Origin of the sequence: Streptomyces sp. NPDC053076, from assembly GCF_044546845.1 — a bacterium.
Lineage (GTDB): Bacteria > Actinomycetota > Actinomycetes > Streptomycetales > Streptomycetaceae > Streptomyces.
This window is the reverse complement of sequence record NZ_JBITZL010000005.1, coordinates 12,716-28,888: the sequence shown is the minus strand read 5'-3', so window position 1 is coordinate 28,888 and position 16,173 is coordinate 12,716. Positions and strand designations below refer to the sequence as shown.

Genomic DNA, 16,173 nt, shown 5'->3' with positions numbered 1-16,173 from the left:
CGCTCAGGCGGCGGGGATGTTCGGTCGTTCGGCGGCGATCGTCGTGTCCGGACCGTGGCCGGTGTGGACGACGGCGGTGACCCGGGGGCCGGCGGTGGCCCGGTGGACCGCCTCGGCGTCGTGCCCGGCGTCGACCACCAGCACCTCCTCGTCGTCACCGGCCACCCAGACGTTGTCGTCGACCTCGCACGACCGACCGTCCAGGCCGAAGGTGCCCGAGGTGACGACCCGTTCGGCGCGGATGCTCCCACGCACGCTCACAGGACCACCACCGAGCGCAGCACCTCACCGCGGTGCATCTTGCCGAACGCCTCCTCCACCTGGTCCAGGGCGACGGTCTCGGAGACGAACGCGTTGAGGTCGAGCAGGCCGTAGAGGTACTGGTCGATCAGGAACGGGAAGTCCCGGCTCGGCAGACAGTCGCCGTACCAGGAGGACTTGACGGCGCCGCCGCGCGAGAAGACGTCGATCAGGGGGAGTTCGACCTTCATCTCGGGTGCGGGCACTCCGACCTGGACCAGCAGGCCCGCGTGGTCGCGCATGTAGAAGCCCTGAAGAAACGTCTCGGGATGGCCCACCGCGTCGATCGCGATGTCCACGCCGTGCCCGCCGGTCAGCTCCCGGACGGCCTCGACCGGGTCGGTTCCCCGGGAGTTGACGGTGTGCGTGGCGCCGAACTTCTCCGCCTGGTCCAGCTTCCTGTCGTCGATGTCGACGGCGATCACCTTCATGGCGCCGTTCAGGCAGGCGCCCGCGATGGCCGCGTTGCCGACACCTCCGCAGCCGATGACGGCCACCGAGTCACCGCGGCCCACCTTGCCGGTGTTGACCGCCGCGCCGTAACCGGCCATCACTCCGCAGCCGATGAGGCCGGCCGCCTCGGGCCGTGCGGCCGGGTCGATCTTCACCGCCTGGCCCGCCGCGACCAGCGTCTTCTCGGCGAAGGCGCCGATGCCGAGGGCGTTGGTGAGCGGGGTGCCGTCGGTCAGCGTCATGGGCTGTGCGGCGTTGCGGGAGTCGAAGCAGTACCAGGGCCGGCCGCGCCGGCAGGAACGGCAGCTGCCGCACGGCGCCCGCCAGGCCAGTACGACGTAGTCGCCGGGCTCGAGGCCGGTGACGCCGGGGCCGACCGCCTCGACCGTGCCGGCCGCCTCGTGGCCCAGCAGGAACGGGAAGTCGTCGCTGATCGCGCCGTCCCGGTAATGGAGATCCGTGTGGCACACACCGCACGCCTGCACGCCGACGAGCACCTCACCGGGCCCCGGATCGGGGACGACGATCGTCCGCACCTCCACGGGTGCGCCCTTCTTCACAGCGACTACGGCACGGACCTCGTGTGGCACGACAAGCTCCTCTGCTGTTGCGCATTGCACGATGGGTTGCGCGATGGGGAACATACTGAGAACGGCGTCACGGAGCCGTCAAGGGGCGCGCGTTAACCCTTGGCAAAGGGAAGCCGCCGGGCGAAACCTCTCGGACACACGACGGCGCGGGACCGGGGACGCCCGGTCCCGCGCCGTGCCTCGTGCCGTGTGAACCGCCGGGTCCGCGAACGCGCGGGAGGTGTCGAGGGGCGTGCGGGCCGGCCTGTGCGGGCCGTCCTCGGTCAGAAGCCGTACCCCATGCGCCGGGACAGCTCGGCGCCCGCCGCGACCGTCCGCTTGGCCACCTCCGGCAGCCGGTCGGCGTTGAGCCGGTACACCGGCCCCGAGACGCTGATCGCCGCGATCACCTTGCCGTCGTGCGAGCGCACGGGCGCCGCGACGGCGGCGAGCCCCAGCTCCAGCTCCTCGATCGTGACGCCGTACCCCTGCTGGACCACGGCCTCCAGCTCGGCGCGCAGCATCCCGGCGCCGGTGACCGTACGGTCCGTGAACCGCGGCAACGACCGCGCCAGCAGGCCCTCGCGCAGAGTCGGCGGCATGTGCGCGAGGAGCACCTTGCCGCTGGAGGTGGCATGCAGCGGGGTCCGCCTGCCCAGCCAGTTCTGCGCGGTCACGGAGGCGGTGCCGCGGGCCTGCATGATGTTGACCGCCGCATCGTCGTCGAGCACGGCGATGTTGACCGTCTCGCCCAGCTCGTCAGCGACCTCCCGGCAGACCGGGACGCCTTCCTGGGAGATGTCGAGACGCACGGCCGCCGCCCCCGCCAGACGCAGTACGCCCGCCCCCAGGTAGTACTTGCCGCGGTCCTTGGCCTGCGCCACCAGACCGCGGTTCTCCAGGACGCCGAGCAGCCGGAACGCCGTGGACTTGTGGACGTCCAGCTCCTCGGCGATCTCGGTGACGCCCGCCTCGCCGTGCCGGGCGAGGATCTCCAGCACGCTCACGGCGCGGTCCACGGACTGCACCGCACTCGCGCTTCCGCGGCCGTTCTGCCTCTCCGGTGCCCCTGGGTTCCCCGTGGTCTCCTCGCTGCGGTCGGGCTGCTTCTGCGTGCGGGTCATGGCTCAACTCTCACCACCTGTCGGCCCGGTTCGGGCCGCATCTGCGGGAAGCCCTTGACGCGACGGTCGTCCCGCCCGGATTCTGTTGCGCATAGCGCTAGATCGTGCGCCATGCGAAACATCATGGTACCGAAGTGTCCGGATCCCGGAAGGGCGCCGGACCACCCGGACCGGTGACGGTCCGTCACTCCCTTGCCGCTTCACCGGGCCGGACCGACGTGGGTCCGGGCTCCCGGCAGCATCCCTGACGCCTGCACCGAGAAGGTCCCAGACCCTGTGTCCCGGACCGAGAGGGGGGCCCGTGATTCCCGTCTGCCGCCTCGAAAACCTCCCCGAGGGCGAGTCCGTCCGCGTCGCGACCACACCGCCGATCGCCGTTTTCCGCACCGAGGACGGCGAGCTGTACGCCATCGACGACACCTGCACCCACCAGGACGCGTCCCTCTCCGAGGGCTGGCTGGAGGGCTGCCTGGTCGAATGCCCGCTGCACGCGGCCTCCTTCGACCTGCGCACCGGCGAACCGACCTGCCTGCCGGCCCGGCGCCCGGTGCGCACCCACCGCGTCACCGTGGAGGACGGTGTCGTCCACGTCCACCTCGGCGCGGAGGAGGGCACGGCCGCATGAACACCGCCAAGCCCCCCGCCCCCGCCGCCCTCAGCCGTCCGCCCGGTGCGGCACCGGCCCGCCCCCACCGTCCACCGGCCCGCCCCCACCGTCCACCGGCCCGCCCCCACCGTCCCGCCCCCGTACCCGACGTCAGGAGCCGTGCCCTATGAGGACCGTGACCATCGTCGGCGCCTCCCTCTCCGGGCTCCACGCCGCACGCGAGCTGCGCACCCAGGGCTTCGACGGCCGACTGGTGATCGTCGGTGAGGAACCCCACCAGCCCTATGACCGCCCCCCTCTCTCCAAGGACTTCCTCACCGGCCGCGCCGACGAGAGCCGGCTGGCCCTCACCGACGCCGGCGAGACCGCCGGACTGGACGCCGAGTGGCTGCTCGGTGTCCGCGCCCGCGGGCTCGACCCCCGTGGCCGCGCCGTCCTCCTCGACGACGGCCGTACGGTCTCCACCGACGGCGTCGTCATCGCCACCGGCGCCGCCGCCCGCCGACTGCCCGGCGAGGGTCTTTCCGGCGTGCACACCTTGCGCACTCTGGACGACGCCCGTGCCCTGCGCGCCGAGCTCACCCGGGGACCCCTCCGGGTCGTCGTCATCGGCGGCGGCTTCATCGGCGCCGAGACCGCCTCCTCCTGCGTCCACCTCGGCCACACGGTCACGGTGGTCGAGGCCGCTCCGCTGCCCCTCGTGCCACCACTCGGTACCGACATGGCCGCGGTGTGCGCCGCGCTGCACCGCCGTGGTGGCGTGGAGCTGGTCACCGGGACCGGCGTGGCCACGCTCCGGGGCACCGCCGCCGTCACCGGGGTCGACCTCACCGACGGCCGGACCCTGCCCGCCGACATCGTGATCGTCGGTATCGGAGCCGTCCCCAGCACCGCCTGGCTGGCGGGTTCGACACTCGCCGTGCAGGACGGTGTGCTGTGCGACGACGGCTGCGTCACCGCCCTCCCCCAGGTCGTCGCGGTCGGCGACGTCGCCCGCGTCGGCGGCGTCCGGGCCGAGCACTGGACCTCCGCCACCGAGCAGCCCCGCGCCGCCGTCACCAACCTGCTCGCCGGCCGCACCCTGGTGACCGCCCGCACGCTGCCGTACTTCTGGTCCGACCAGTACGACTCCCGGATCCAGTTCGCGGGCCGACACCGCGACGGTGACGCCGTCCGCGTCACCGAGGGCGAGATCACCGAGGACGGCCTCCCCGGCGAGTCCGGCTTCCTCGCCCGGTACGAACGGGACGGCCGCACCGTCGCCGTGCTCGCGGTGGACCGGCCCCGCGCCTTCCTGCGGGCCCGGCGGGAACTCCAGCGGGAACAGCGGCCGGACGAACGAGTGCCGGATGATCCGCAGACGCAGGATCGGCAGACGCAGGATCGGCAGACGCAGGATCGGCAGAATGCGGAGCCTGCCGTGCTGTGACGGACGGGGCGGTATCTTCGCCGTCGCCGTCGCCGTCGCCGTCGCCGGGCCGGCCGGAGTGCGCGCGGAGCCCGCCGCGCCCTGCGCGGAGTCAGGGGTGCGACAGCTGTCCGGCACCGCCGGTCCGGCGTATCCGCTCCTGCTCCCGCATCGCCGCCCGCTCCCGGTGGCGAGCGCGCCGCTCCCGGCGCAGGGCCCGGGCCGTGCTGCTCGGCTCGGAGACCACGCCGTACCGCTGGCTCCACACCTGGCGGGTCACCCACACGTCGACCACGGCCCAGGTGGCCACCACCGTGCTCGCCACGCTGCTGATCACCATCGGGAACGCCAGCCAGGAGCCGGCCAGCGTGCACAGGAACGCCACCATCGCCTGTATCAGCGTCACCGCGATGACCAGAACGGCTCGCACCACCGCCGCACGCACCGGATCGGGTGTGGGATGCCGCCGCGCGGGCTCCTCGACCCACAACGGCCGGTAGCCCTGCCGCTGTTCCTCACCGGCCGGCTCCCCGGCCCGCTCGGACTCCGGTATGCCCTGATCCGGCGCCTTCCGTGCCTGCGAGCGCCTCACCACGCTCTCCCCGGGCGCCTCGCGCCGCTCCGCCGTGCCCATCACCGTGTCACTCCCCACCGCCGGCGGACCGCTCGCCCCCGGCATCCGAAGACCCCGACTCCCCAGTGGCTGCCCGGCTTGCGCTGTTCTACGCCGCCGGGGCGCCGCATGCGGCTCCTGTGGCCCATTCCGCCCCCAATTCCCCTAGAGAAGGACGAACGAGACGGCGCGAAGATTCCCCAGCAGCGAAAAAATCCGGCCAACCACCCCTTCATGAGACCGTCACCGACCGGCCGCGCACACCCGGATCGCGGTGGCAATCTCCCCCAATGCCCGGACAACTCGCCATGTCTCGGCGCCAGTGCGGAAGTTCACCCTCCGGACGTGTCTTCGAGTTATCTGTGAGGCGGTAGTAGGCTCGCGCCGTTTGTTGACGGACATGAGCACCCCCGGCCGGCGGGGGCCGAGCTGGGGGAGGCCATGCGCTTTCGCGGGAAGTCGATCCGCCGGAAGATCGTGGCGCTGCTTCTCGTGCCGCTGGTGTCCCTGACCGCCATCTGGGGCTTCGCCACGGTACTCACGGGGCGCGAAGTGGCCCAGCTGTTCCGCGTGTCCGATGTCGTCGAGAACATCGGTTATCGCACGGAGGACACCGTTCGCGTCCTCCAGCAGGAGCGCCGCCAGACCCTCGTCTACCTCGCCGACCCGCGGGCCTCCGAGGCGCTTTCCGCGCTGCACCGCACCCGCACCGCCACCGACCGGGCGATCACCACGATCCGCAGGAACGCCAAGGACCACCGGGCCGGCATGGACGCCGACGACAGCGAACACCTGACCGCCGTCCTGGACGCCTTCGACGGTCTCGACTCCCTGCGCCGCAGCGTCGAGGAGGGCACCCTCACCCGCGCCCAGGCGCTCAACCTCTACAACCGCCTCGTGGACCCCTGCTACGCGCTGCTCGCAGCCCTCGACGGCGTCGACGACGTCGAGTCCGACAAGCAGGCCCACGCGCTGGTCAACATCTCCCGCGCCCGCGAGCTGCTCTCCCGCGAGGACGCCCTGCTCGGCTCCTCCCTCGTCGTCGGCCGGCTCACCCCCGACGAGACCCGCGACATCTCCGACCTGGCCGCCCAGCGCACCCTCCTGTACGACATCAGCCTCCCGCTGCTGCCCGCCGCCGAGCGCGAACGCTACGAACGCTTCTGGAAGAACGCCGCCACGGCCCCGCTGCGGGTGTCCGAACGGACCGCCATCGCCACGGAAACCGGCATCCCCCGCGGTGTCACCGCGAAGAGCTGGGACTCCGCCGCGGCAACCGTCCTGGACGACCTCGGCACCCTGGACGACCAGGCCGGCGACCGCTTCCAGGACCGCGTGCGCCCCGTGGCCATGGGCGTCATCATGCAGGCGGCCGTCTCGGGCCTTCTCGGACTGGTCGCACTCCTCGTCTCCGTCCTCCTCTCCGTCCGGGTCGGCCGCGCCCTCATCCGCGACCTGCGCCAGCTCCGCCTGGAGGCCCACGAGGCGTCCGGTGTCCGGCTGCCCAGCGTGATGCGCCGGCTGTCCGCGGGCGAGCAGGTCGACGTCGAGACCGAGGTGCCGCGCCTGGAGTACGACAAGAACGAGATCGGCGAGGTCGGACAGGCCCTCAACACCCTGCAGCGCGCGGCCGTCGAGGCCGCCGTCAAGCAGGCCGAACTGAGGTCCGGTGTCTCCGAGGTCTTCGTCAACCTGGCCCGCCGCAGCCAGGTCCTGCTGCACAAGCAGCTCACACTGCTCGACAGCATGGAGCGCCGGACCGAGGACACCGACGAACTCGCCGATCTGTTCCGCCTGGACCACCTCACCACCCGTATGCGCCGGCACGCCGAGGGCCTGGTGATCCTCTCCGGCGCCGCGCCCTCCCGGCAGTGGCGCCGGCCCGTGCAGCTGATGGACGTCGTCCGCGCCGCCGTCGCCGAGGTCGAGGACTACGAGCGCATCGAGGTCCGGCGTCTGCCCCGGGTCGCCGTCACCGGGCCCGCCGTCGCCGACGTCACCCACCTCGTGGCCGAACTCCTGGAGAACGCCACGGTCTTCTCGCCCCCGCACACCGCCGTCCAGGTCATCGGCGAGCGGGTCGCCAACGGCTTCACCCTGGAGATCCACGACCGGGGTCTCGGTATGACGGCCGAGGCACTCCTGGACGCCAACCTCCGCCTCGCCGAGACTCCCGAGTTCGAACTCTCCGACACCGACCGGCTGGGCCTGTTCGTGGTCAGTCGCCTCGCCCAGCGCCAGAACGTCCGGGTCTCCCTCCAGCCGTCACCGTACGGCGGCACCACCGCCGTCGTGTTCCTCCCCGACCCGCTGCTCACCGACGACGTCCCGGACACGAACGGCATCGGCTTCCGGCTCGACCGGGACCGCCCGGAGACGGGCACCGAGCAGGCACCGGGCCGAACCGCCGGGCGGTCCCGGGCACCGCTGCAACTGCCCGGTCTGCCGACGTCCCTCCTGGACGGCCCGGTGGAACTGGAGGCGCCCGTCGATCTCGACGCGCTGAGCGGCTTCCCCGGCGCCCTGGAGGACGAGGAAAGCGAGCGCGGCGGCCTGTTCCGTCCCCGCCGCCCCCGCCCGGGCGACGACGAACAGACGGCCCTGCCGTCTGCCGACTCGCCGTCGCGCGAGGAGACCGGCGACCGCGGAACCCTGCCGCTGCCGCGACGGCAGACGCCCAAGCTGGTCAGCTCGCACGGCAAGCCCGTCACCGACCAGCGGCCCCGCCGCGGCGAACCGGACCGGGCGCCCTCCGCCGCTTCGCACCGCTCCGACACGGGCGGACTGGCCCCGCTGCCCGCCCGCCGCCGTGGAACGGCCTCCCGGCGCTCCACCGGACTCACCGACCGCGTCGAGGACCACGCCGCCACCCCGGCCCAGAGCGCCCAGGAGATGTCCGAGGCCCCTGCGCTGCCCAGGCGCACCCGGCCCCAGCCGCCCGGCGCCGGCGGGCCGGCGGAGGCACCGCCCCGCGGCGGAACCTCCGCACCCGCCGGTGACACAGCCCCGGAGCCGGGCACCGGTCCGCTGCCCCGGCGCGTACGCCAGGCCAGCCTGGCTCCCCAGCTCAAGCAGGACACCCAACGGCGTGCCGAGCCCGACACCGACCCCGCCGACCGCGATGCCGAGGAGGTACGCAGCCGAATGGCCTCGCTCCAGCGCGGCTGGCAGCGCGGCCGGGAGGAGAACGCCGCGGGCGACGGAGCCCGGGACGGCACAGCACAAGGAACGAACGAGGGGGACGGTCGATGACCGCACCGAAGGCCACCGGCCACACACCGACGAACCAGGGGGAGCTGAACTGGCTCCTGGACGATCTCGTCGACCGGGTCGCCAGCATCCGCAAGGCCGTCATCCTGTCCGGCGACGGACTGCCGACGGGGGTCTCCAAAGACCTGACCAGGGAGGACAGCGAGCATCTGGCCGCCGTGGCGTCCGGCTTCCACAGCCTCGCCAAGGGCGTCGGGCGCCACTTCGACGCGGGCAGCGTCCGGCAGACCGTCGTCGAGCTCGACGGCGCCTTCCTCTTCGTCACCGCCGCCGGCGACGGCAGCTGCCTCGCCGTCCTCTCGGACGCCGACTCCGACGTGGGGCAGGTCGCCTACGAGATGACGCTCCTGGTCAAGCGGGTCGGCGTGCATCTGGGCGCCGCCCCACGCACCGATCTGCCCGCAGGCGGGTAGTGGGATGACATGAGCGGAGACGGTCAGGGAAGAAGCCACTGGTTCGACGACGAGGCCGGGCCGGTCGTCCGGCCGTACGCCATGACACGTGGCCGCACCACGAGTGAGGCCCAGCACCGCCTCGATCTGATCGCGGTGGTGGTCACGGAGCCCGGCGCCGACGACCCCGAAGCGGACCCGACGCTGTCCCCCGAGCACGTGGACATCGTCGGGCTCTGCCGGGACGAACCGCAGTCCGTCGCCGAGCTCGCCGCGGAACTCGACCTGCCCATCGGTGTGGTCCGGGTCCTCATCGGCGACCTGGTGCACTCCGAACTCGTTCACGTGACCCGCCCGGTGCCCCCGGCGGAACTCCCGGACGAGAGTATTCTGCGCGACGTGATCAACGGCCTCCGGGCGCTGTGACCGGCGCGGAAGCGAGGTGGTGACGTGACTGGCTGGCAGTTCTGGGTCGACCGGGGCGGCACCTTCACCGACATCGTCGCCCGTCGCCCGGACGGCCGGCTGCTCACGCACAAGCTGCTGTCCGACAACCCGGCCCGGTACGCCGACGCCGCCGTGGCCGGAGTGCGCGAACTCCTCGGTGACTCCCAGGAGCCCGTCGAGGCCGTCCGCATGGGTACCACGGTCGCCACCAACGCCCTGCTGGAACGCAAGGGCGAGCGCACACTGCTGGTCGTCACCCGCGGCTTCCGGGACGCCCTGCGCATCGCCTACCAGAACCGCCCCCGCATCTTCGCCCGCCACATCCAGCTGCCCGAACTCCTCCACGAACGGGTCGTGGAGGTGGACGAACGCCTCGCAGCCGACGGCACCGTCCTGCGCGCCCCCGACCTGGACGCCCTGGCCGGCCCGCTCCAGGAGGCGTACGACGACGGGATCCGCGCGGTCGCCGTCGTCTGCCTGCACAGCCACCTCCACCCCGGCCACGAACGCGCCATCGGCGAACTCGCCGCCCGCGTCGGCTTCCCCCAGATCTCGCTGTCCAGCGAGGTCAGCCCGCTGATGAAGCTCGTCCCGCGCGGGGACACCGCCGTCGTCGACGCCTACCTCTCGCCCGTGCTGCGCCGCTACGTGCGGCACATCGCCGAGGAGCTGCGGGGCGTACGGCTGATGTTCATGCAGTCCAACGGCGGGCTGACGGAGGCCGGACAGTTCCGCGGCAAGGACGCCATCCTCTCCGGACCGGCGGGCGGCATCGTCGGCATGGCCCGCATGTCGCAACGCGCCGGCTTCGACCGCGTCATCGGGTTCGACATGGGCGGCACCTCCACCGACGTGTCGCACTTCGCCGGCGAGTACGAGCGCGTGTTCACCACACAGATCGCGGGCGTCCGGCTGCGCGCCCCCATGCTGGACATCCACACGGTCGCCGCCGGCGGCGGCTCCGTCCTGCACTTCGACGGCTCCCGCTACCGGGTCGGCCCGGACTCGGCCGGCGCCGTCCCCGGCCCCGCCTGCTACCGCGCCGGCGGTCCGCTCACCGTCACCGACGCCAACGTGATGCTCGGCCGCATCCAGCCCACTCATTTCCCCGCCGTCTTCGGACCCGGCGGCGACCATCCCATGGACGCCTCCGTGGTCCGTGACCGGTTCACCGCACTCGCGCGCGAGATCCACCGACGCACCGGCGACGACCGCACCCCGGAGCAGGTGGCCGAGGGCTACCTGCGGATCGCCGTCGCCAACATCGCCAACGCCGTCAAGCGGATCTCCGTCCAGAAGGGCCACGACGTCACCCGCTACGCCCTGACCACCTTCGGCGGGGCGGGCGGCCAGCACGCCTGCCGGGTCGCCGACTCGCTCGGCATCCGCACCGTCCTCGTGCCTCCCATGGCCGGCGTGCTGTCCGCCCTCGGCATCGGCCTCGCCGACACCACCGCCATGCGTGAACACTCCGTGGAGGCGCCCCTGGAAGCCGCCGCCATGCCCGGCATCCGCGAGACGGCAGCGGACCTGGAGGCCGCCGCGCGCGCCGAGCTCCTCGCCGAGGACGTCGAGGAGGACCGCATCCAGGTCATCCGCCGCGCCCAGCTCCGCTACGACGGCACCGACACCACCCTCACCGTCGAACTGGCCGAGCCCGACGCCATGCAACGCGCCTTCGAAGAACGTCATCGCGCCATGTACTCCTTCACGCTCGACCGACCCGTCGTCGTGGAAGCCCTCTCCGTCGAAGCCACCGGCATCACCGCACCCCCCGATCTCGGCTCCCTCGCCCCCTACCAGGGCCGTTCCCGTGCGTCCGGCACCGTCCGTCTGCACACCGGCGGCGTCTGGCGCGACGTACCCCTCCACAGCCGGGAGGCCCTTCCTCCCGGCGAGACCGTCACCGGCCCCGCGATCATCACCGAGGCCGGGGCAACGACCGTCGTCGACGACGGCTGGCGGGCCGCCGCGACCGATGACGGGCATCTGCTCATGGAACGCACGGCGATCACGCAGAGTTCCGATCTCGACACGGAAGCCGATCCGGTTCTCCTCGAAGTCTTCAACAACCTCTTCATGTCGATCGCCGAGCAGATGGGCGCACGGCTGGAGTCCACGGCTCAGTCCGTCAACATCAAGGAGCGCCTGGACTTCTCCTGCGCCCTGTTCGACCCGGACGGCAACCTGGTGGCCAACGCCCCCCACATCCCCGTCCACCTGGGCTCCATGGGCACCAGCGTCAAGGAGGTCATCCGCCGTCGTGGCTCCGCCATGCGGCCGGGCGACACCTACGCCGTCAACGACCCGTATCACGGCGGCACCCATCTGCCGGACGTCACCGTGATCACCCCCGTCTTCGACACCGACCGGGCCGTCGACACGCAGGGTGAGCCGCGGATCCTCTTCTACGTCGCCTCACGCGGGCATCACGCCGAGATCGGCGGCATCGCCCCCGGCTCCATGCCGGCCCACAGCCGCACCATCGAGGAGGAGGGCGTCCTCTTCGACAACTGGCTCCTCGCCGACGACGGCCGCCTCCGCGAGGAGGAGACCCGCCGGCTGCTCACCGAGGCGCCGTACCCGTCCCGCAACCCGCACACCAACCTCGCCGACCTGCGAGCCCAGACCGCCGCCAACCAGAAGGGCGTCGACGAGGTCCGCCGCATGATCGAGGAGTTCGGCCTCGACGTCGTCCAGGCATACATGCGGCACGTCCAGGACAACGCCGAGGAAGCCGTCCGCCGCGTCATCGACGCCCTGGACGACGGCGAGTACGCCTACGAGACCGACTCCGGCGCCGTCATCCGGGTCAGGATCCGGGTCGACCGCACCGAACGCCGGGCGGCCATCGACTTCACCGGCACCTCCGCGCAGCTCGCCACCAACTTCAACGCGCCCTCCGCGGTCGTCAACGCGGCCGTCCTGTACGTCTTCCGCACACTGGTCGCCGATGACATCCCGCTCAACGACGGCTGCCTGCGTCCCCTGGACATCGTCGTGCCGCCAGGATCGATGCTCGCTCCCGAACCGCCCGCCGCCGTCGTCGCCGGCAACGTCGAGACCTCGCAGGCCATCACCGGCGCCCTCTACGCCGCGCTCGGCGTCCAGGCCGAGGGCTCCGGCACGATGAACAACGTCACTTTCGGCAACGAGCGGCACCAGTACTACGAAACCGTCGCCTCCGGATCCGGCGCCGGTGACGGCTTCCCCGGCGCCGATGTGGTCCAGACCCACATGACCAACTCCCGGCTCACCGACCCGGAGGTCCTGGAGTGGCGGCTGCCGGTCAGGCTGGAGGAGTTCGCCGTCCGGCGGGGGAGCGGCGGCCCAGGCCGGTGGCGCGGCGGCGACGGCGCCGTGCGCCGCATCCGATTCCTCGAACCGATGACCGTCTCCACGCTCTCCCAGCACCGCCACGTGCCGCCGTACGGCATGGCCGGCGGCGCCCCCGGAGCGCTCGGCGCCAACCGGGTGGAGCGTGCCGACGGCACGGTCACCGACCTCGGCGGCAGCGGCTCGGCCGACGTCGGTCCCGACGACGTACTCGTCATCGAAACCCCCGGTGGCGGCGGCTACGGCCGGCCGTCGCCCGACACCCATCAAGCAGGAGAAGAGACCAATGATCTTCGGGCGTTCTGAGCGCGGCAAGCCTCCGGTCGAGCCCGTCACGCTCAAGATCCTGGTGGCCGGCGGCTTCGGCGTGGGCAAGACGACCCTCGTCGGCGCGGTCAGCGAGATCAGGCCGCTGCGCACCGAGGAACTGCTCACCGAGGCCGGGCGGCCCGTCGACGACACCAGCGGTGTGGAGGGCAAGCACACCACCACGGTGGCCATGGACTTCGGCCGCATCACACTGCGCGAGGACCTGGTGCTCTACCTCTTCGGCACGCCCGGGCAGGAACGGTTCTGGTTCATGTGGGACGAACTGTCCGAGGGCGCCCTGGGCGCCGTCGTACTCGCCGACACACGCCGCCTGGAGGACTGCTTCGCGGCCATCGACTACTTCGAGCGGCGCTCCATACCGTTCCTCGTCGGCGTCAACTGCTTCGAGGGGGCCGCCCGCTACCCCGACGAGTCCGTCCGCCAGGCACTCGACCTGGACGACGACGTGCCCGTCCTGCTGTGCGACGCCCGGGACCGGGAGTCGGTCAAGGAGGTGCTCATCGGGCTCGTCCGGCACGCGATGGAGTACGCGGCCGACCGCCGCCAGGCCGTCATCGGCTGACCGGCCGGCCGGGGCCGACCGCCTCCGACGCGGCCGACGGGCACGGCCCGTACCCCCGCCGACTGGGGTACGGGCCGTGGTCCTGTGCGGAGCGCCCGCGCGCGCGTGCGGCGACGCGGTACCGCTACGCCCCGTCCTGCTCGAGCCAGCCGAAGCTCTTCTCCACGGCCCTGTGCCAGTTCCGGTACTCGCGGTCGCGGACCGACGCCTCCATCGCCGGTGTCCACTCCGCGTCCTTCTGCCAGTGCGACTTCAGCTCGTCCAGGTCGCTCCACACGCCGGTGGCCAGCCCGGCCGCGTAGGCGGCACCCAGGCAGGTCGTCTCCGACACCCGGGGCCGGATCACCGGTACGCCGAGGACGTCCGCCTGGTGCTGCATGAGCAGGTTGTTCCGGGTCATGCCCCCGTCGACCTTCAGCGCGCTGATCCGCACCCCGGAGTCCTGGTACATCGCGTCCACGACCTCCCGGGTCTGCCAACTCGTCGCCTCCAGCACCGCGCGCGCGAGGTGGGCCTTGGTGACGTACCGGGTGAGACCGGTGACGACGCCGCGCGCGTCGGAGCGCCAGTAGGGCGCGAACAGGCCGGAGAACGCCGGCACGATGTAGGCGCCGCCGTTGTCGTCGACGCTCGCCGCGAGCGTCTCGATCTCGTCGGCGTTCCGGATGATCCCGAGCTGGTCGCGGAACCATTGGACCAACGCGCCCGTTATCGCTATGGAACCCTCCAGGCAGTACACCGGCGCCTCCCCGCCGATCTTGTAGCCCAACGTCGTCAGCAGCCCGCTCTTGGACGGCACCGGCCGGTCACCGGTGTTCAGCAGCAGGAAACTGCCGGTGCCGTAGGTGTTCTTGGCGGTGCCGACGTCGTAACACGCCTGCCCGAACACGGCGGCCTGCTGGTCGCCCAGCGCCGAGGCCACGGGCACTTGGGACAGCTGTCCGACGGCGGTGCCGTACACCTCGGCGGACGACCTGATCTCGGGCAGCACGGCCTCGGGCACGTTCATCGCGGACAGCAGGGAGGGGTCCCACTGGAGGGTGTCCAGGTTCATCAGCATGGTGCGGCCGGCGTTCGTGACGTCGGTGACGTGCCGGCCGCCGTCGATGCCGCCCGTGAGGTTCCAGATCAGCCAGGAGTCGATGGTGCCGAACGCGATCTCACCGCGTTCCGCCCGCTGTCGCAGACCGGGGACATGGTCCAGCAGCCAGGCCGCCTTGGGCCCGGAGAAGTAGCTGGCCAAGGGCAGGCCGGTCCGCTCGCGGAAGCGGTCCTGGCCGTCCGCGCCGCCCAGTTCCTCGCAGAGCGCCGCGGTGCGGGTGTCCTGCCAGACGATCGCGTTGTGCACGGGCTTGCCCGTGACACGGTCCCACAGGACCGTCGTCTCCCGCTGGTTGGTGATGCCGAGGGCACTGAGCTGGCCGGCGCGCAGCCCCGCCCGGGCGAGCGCCCCGGCCACCACGGCCTGCACCTTGGACCAGATCTCGGTGGCGTCGTGCTCCACCCAGCCGGGCCTGGGAAAGATCTGCCGGTGCTCGCGCTGGTCGACGGCGACGATCGCGCCGCTGTGATCGAAGACGATGCAGCGGCTGGACGTGGTGCCCTGGTCGATGGCGGCGACGTAGGTGTCGGCGGTGTCCGTCATGGCTGTCCCTGGGTCGCTGGGTCGGGTCGCTGGTCGCGAGGCCGCGGGGGATCGGGAGCCGGGTCGGTGCAAGCCGGGTCGGCAAAACCGGAGGGTCAGAAGGCCGCGTTGTAGAGGAGGCCGGCGAGCGCTCCGCCGACCAGCGGTCCGACGACCGGGATCCAGGCGTACCCCCAGTCGGACGTGCCCTTGTGGGGGATCGGCAGGAGGGTGTGCACGACGCGGGGGCCGAGGTCGCGGGCCGGGTTGATGGCATAACCGGTGGGGCCGCCGAGGGAGAGGCCGATGCCCACGACGAGCAACGAGACGATCAGCACGGTGGTGCCGGACTCGCCGAGCCCCTTCGTGAGCCCGAAGGCGAGGATCGGCAGGACGAGGGCGACGGTCGCGATGATCTCCGTGACGAGATTGGCGACCGGGTTCCGGATCTCCGGGACGGTCGAGAAGATACCGAGGGTCGGCACGGGTTCGTCGGCGGTGCCCTCGGTGGTGCCTTCCGTACGGACGTTGGCCTGGAACTGGGCGATGTACACAAGATAGGCCAGCACCGCGCCGACCATGGCGCCGACCATCTGCCCCAGCAGGTACACCCAGACCTTGTCCCACTTGCCGGTGTCGACGGCGATGCCGATGGTCACCGCGGGATTGAGGTGGCCACCGGAGAGGGGAGCGGCGGTGTACGCGCCCGCGAGCACACCGAAGCCCCAACCGAAGGCGATCACCACCCAGCCCGAGGCCCGGGCCTTGGAGTATCTGAGGGTCACGGCGGCGCAGACTCCGGCACCGAACAGGATCAGGATCGCGGTGCCGATGACCTCGCCGACGAAGATGTCCGCGTTGCTCATGGCGGCTCCCTTGGCGCCGTCAGGGGCCGATCGGCCCCGGCCCTGTCGTGCAGGAGGGTTCCCTTGGCGACTTCAGCCGAAGGCAGGGAGGGCCCCGCGCCCCGCCCGGCGTCCGTGACGAGCGTGCCGTCGCAGCCGGATCGCCTCGGAGAGCAGGGCCATGGAGCAGGAAAGACCCGTGCCGCGGTGCCTGGTGACGCCGAGAACGTTCGGCGATGCGGGCTGACACCGGGAAGTGTTCACCGGCGTCCCGGGGGCGTCAAGGTTGCCGA

Annotated in this window: 13 protein-coding genes; 7 read left to right on the top strand and 6 right to left on the bottom strand. The window is 72.0% G+C overall.

The window, feature by feature from the left end; translation table 11 throughout:
* Nucleotides 1–3: 3 nt before the first annotated feature.
* The 3 genes from ACIGYR_RS21215 to ACIGYR_RS21205 all read right to left on the bottom strand — a co-directional run bounded on the left by ACIGYR_RS21215 (nucleotide 4) and on the right by ACIGYR_RS21205 (nucleotide 2,446).
* A complete protein-coding gene (locus ACIGYR_RS21215; RefSeq protein ID WP_399600318.1) occupies nucleotides 4–261 on the bottom strand; it encodes a hypothetical protein in 258 nt (85 codons plus the stop codon).
* Entirely contained in the window at nucleotides 258–1,343 is a 1,086-nt protein-coding gene (locus tag ACIGYR_RS21210; RefSeq protein ID WP_399600316.1) for an S-(hydroxymethyl)mycothiol dehydrogenase, read from the bottom strand. The genes ACIGYR_RS21215 and ACIGYR_RS21210 overlap by 4 nt, the downstream gene beginning before the upstream one ends.
* A gap of 263 nt (nucleotides 1,344–1,606) precedes the next feature.
* Nucleotides 1,607–2,446 carry an IclR family transcriptional regulator gene (locus tag ACIGYR_RS21205; RefSeq protein ID WP_399600314.1) on the bottom strand — a complete coding sequence of 280 codons (840 nt, stop codon included), beginning with the start codon at nucleotides 2,444–2,446 and terminating at the stop codon, nucleotides 1,607–1,609.
* Between the two features lie 301 nt (nucleotides 2,447–2,747).
* Between ACIGYR_RS21205 and ACIGYR_RS21200 the strand changes: the two genes are divergently transcribed.
* Both ACIGYR_RS21200 and ACIGYR_RS21195 read left to right on the top strand, forming a co-directional pair.
* The gene (locus tag ACIGYR_RS21200) at nucleotides 2,748–3,071 is read left to right on the top strand and encodes a bifunctional 3-phenylpropionate/cinnamic acid dioxygenase ferredoxin subunit (protein WP_391844872.1); all 324 of its coding nucleotides are present in this window, start codon (nucleotides 2,748–2,750) and stop codon (nucleotides 3,069–3,071) included.
* A gap of 148 nt (nucleotides 3,072–3,219) precedes the next feature.
* Entirely contained in the window at nucleotides 3,220–4,482 is a 1,263-nt protein-coding gene (locus ACIGYR_RS21195; protein WP_399600311.1) for an NAD(P)/FAD-dependent oxidoreductase, read from the top strand.
* A 91-nt stretch (nucleotides 4,483–4,573) separates the two neighbouring features.
* On the opposite strand, the gene ACIGYR_RS21190 is transcribed toward ACIGYR_RS21195, so the two are convergent.
* Nucleotides 4,574–5,095, bottom strand: coding sequence for a hypothetical protein (locus tag ACIGYR_RS21190; protein ID WP_399600309.1), 522 nt, complete (start codon nucleotides 5,093–5,095; stop codon nucleotides 4,574–4,576).
* 420 nt (nucleotides 5,096–5,515) lie between these two features.
* On the opposite strand from ACIGYR_RS21190, the gene ACIGYR_RS21185 reads away from it, so the two are divergent.
* Genes ACIGYR_RS21185 through ACIGYR_RS21165 form a run of 5 tightly spaced genes read left to right on the top strand, consistent with a single transcriptional unit; the run spans nucleotide 5,516 to nucleotide 13,411 of the window.
* Nucleotides 5,516–8,326, top strand: a complete 2,811-nt coding sequence (locus tag ACIGYR_RS21185) for a nitrate- and nitrite sensing domain-containing protein (protein ID WP_399600306.1) — start codon at nucleotides 5,516–5,518, stop codon at nucleotides 8,324–8,326.
* Nucleotides 8,323–8,757 (top strand): roadblock/LC7 domain-containing protein, encoded by a 435-nt coding sequence (locus ACIGYR_RS21180; RefSeq protein ID WP_399600304.1) that lies wholly within the window; start codon nucleotides 8,323–8,325, stop codon nucleotides 8,755–8,757. The genes ACIGYR_RS21185 and ACIGYR_RS21180 overlap by 4 nt, the downstream gene beginning before the upstream one ends.
* A gap of 9 nt (nucleotides 8,758–8,766) precedes the next feature.
* Nucleotides 8,767–9,162 (top strand): DUF742 domain-containing protein, encoded by a 396-nt coding sequence (locus ACIGYR_RS21175; protein WP_391844882.1) that lies wholly within the window; start codon nucleotides 8,767–8,769, stop codon nucleotides 9,160–9,162.
* A 24-nt stretch (nucleotides 9,163–9,186) separates the two neighbouring features.
* Nucleotides 9,187–12,825, top strand: a complete 3,639-nt coding sequence (locus ACIGYR_RS21170; protein ID WP_399600301.1) for a hydantoinase B/oxoprolinase family protein — start codon at nucleotides 9,187–9,189, stop codon at nucleotides 12,823–12,825.
* Nucleotides 12,806–13,411: a GTP-binding protein gene (locus ACIGYR_RS21165; RefSeq protein ID WP_399600298.1), complete on the top strand. Its 606-nt coding sequence runs from the start codon at nucleotides 12,806–12,808 to the stop codon at nucleotides 13,409–13,411. The genes ACIGYR_RS21170 and ACIGYR_RS21165 overlap by 20 nt, the downstream gene beginning before the upstream one ends.
* 124 nt (nucleotides 13,412–13,535) lie before the next feature.
* On the opposite strand, the gene glpK is transcribed toward ACIGYR_RS21165, so the two are convergent.
* Nucleotides 13,536–15,056, bottom strand: a complete 1,521-nt coding sequence (glpK, locus tag ACIGYR_RS21160; protein WP_399600295.1) for a glycerol kinase GlpK — start codon at nucleotides 15,054–15,056, stop codon at nucleotides 13,536–13,538.
* 95 nt (nucleotides 15,057–15,151) lie between these two features.
* A complete protein-coding gene (locus ACIGYR_RS21155; RefSeq protein ID WP_399600292.1) occupies nucleotides 15,152–15,901 on the bottom strand; it encodes an MIP/aquaporin family protein in 750 nt (249 codons plus the stop codon).
* Nucleotides 15,902–16,173 lie beyond the last annotated feature (272 nt).

Excerpts from the sequence above, each read along its gene's own strand:
- ACIGYR_RS21205 (WP_399600314.1), bottom strand. The coding sequence starts at position 2,446 with ATGACCCGCACGCAGAAGCAGCCCGACCGCAGCGAGGAGACCACGGGG.
- ACIGYR_RS21195 (WP_399600311.1), top strand. The coding sequence starts at position 3,220 with ATGAGGACCGTGACCATCGTCGGCGCCTCCCTCTCCGGGCTCCACGCC.
- ACIGYR_RS21190 (WP_399600309.1), bottom strand. The coding sequence starts at position 5,095 with ATGGGCACGGCGGAGCGGCGCGAGGCGCCCGGGGAGAGCGTGGTGAGG.
- ACIGYR_RS21185 (WP_399600306.1), top strand. The coding sequence starts at position 5,516 with ATGCGCTTTCGCGGGAAGTCGATCCGCCGGAAGATCGTGGCGCTGCTT.
- ACIGYR_RS21180 (WP_399600304.1), top strand. The coding sequence starts at position 8,323 with ATGACCGCACCGAAGGCCACCGGCCACACACCGACGAACCAGGGGGAG.
- ACIGYR_RS21175 (WP_391844882.1), top strand. The coding sequence starts at position 8,767 with ATGAGCGGAGACGGTCAGGGAAGAAGCCACTGGTTCGACGACGAGGCC.
- ACIGYR_RS21165 (WP_399600298.1), top strand. The coding sequence starts at position 12,806 with ATGATCTTCGGGCGTTCTGAGCGCGGCAAGCCTCCGGTCGAGCCCGTC.
- glpK (WP_399600295.1), bottom strand. The coding sequence starts at position 15,056 with ATGACGGACACCGCCGACACCTACGTCGCCGCCATCGACCAGGGCACC.
- ACIGYR_RS21155 (WP_399600292.1), bottom strand. The coding sequence starts at position 15,901 with ATGAGCAACGCGGACATCTTCGTCGGCGAGGTCATCGGCACCGCGATC.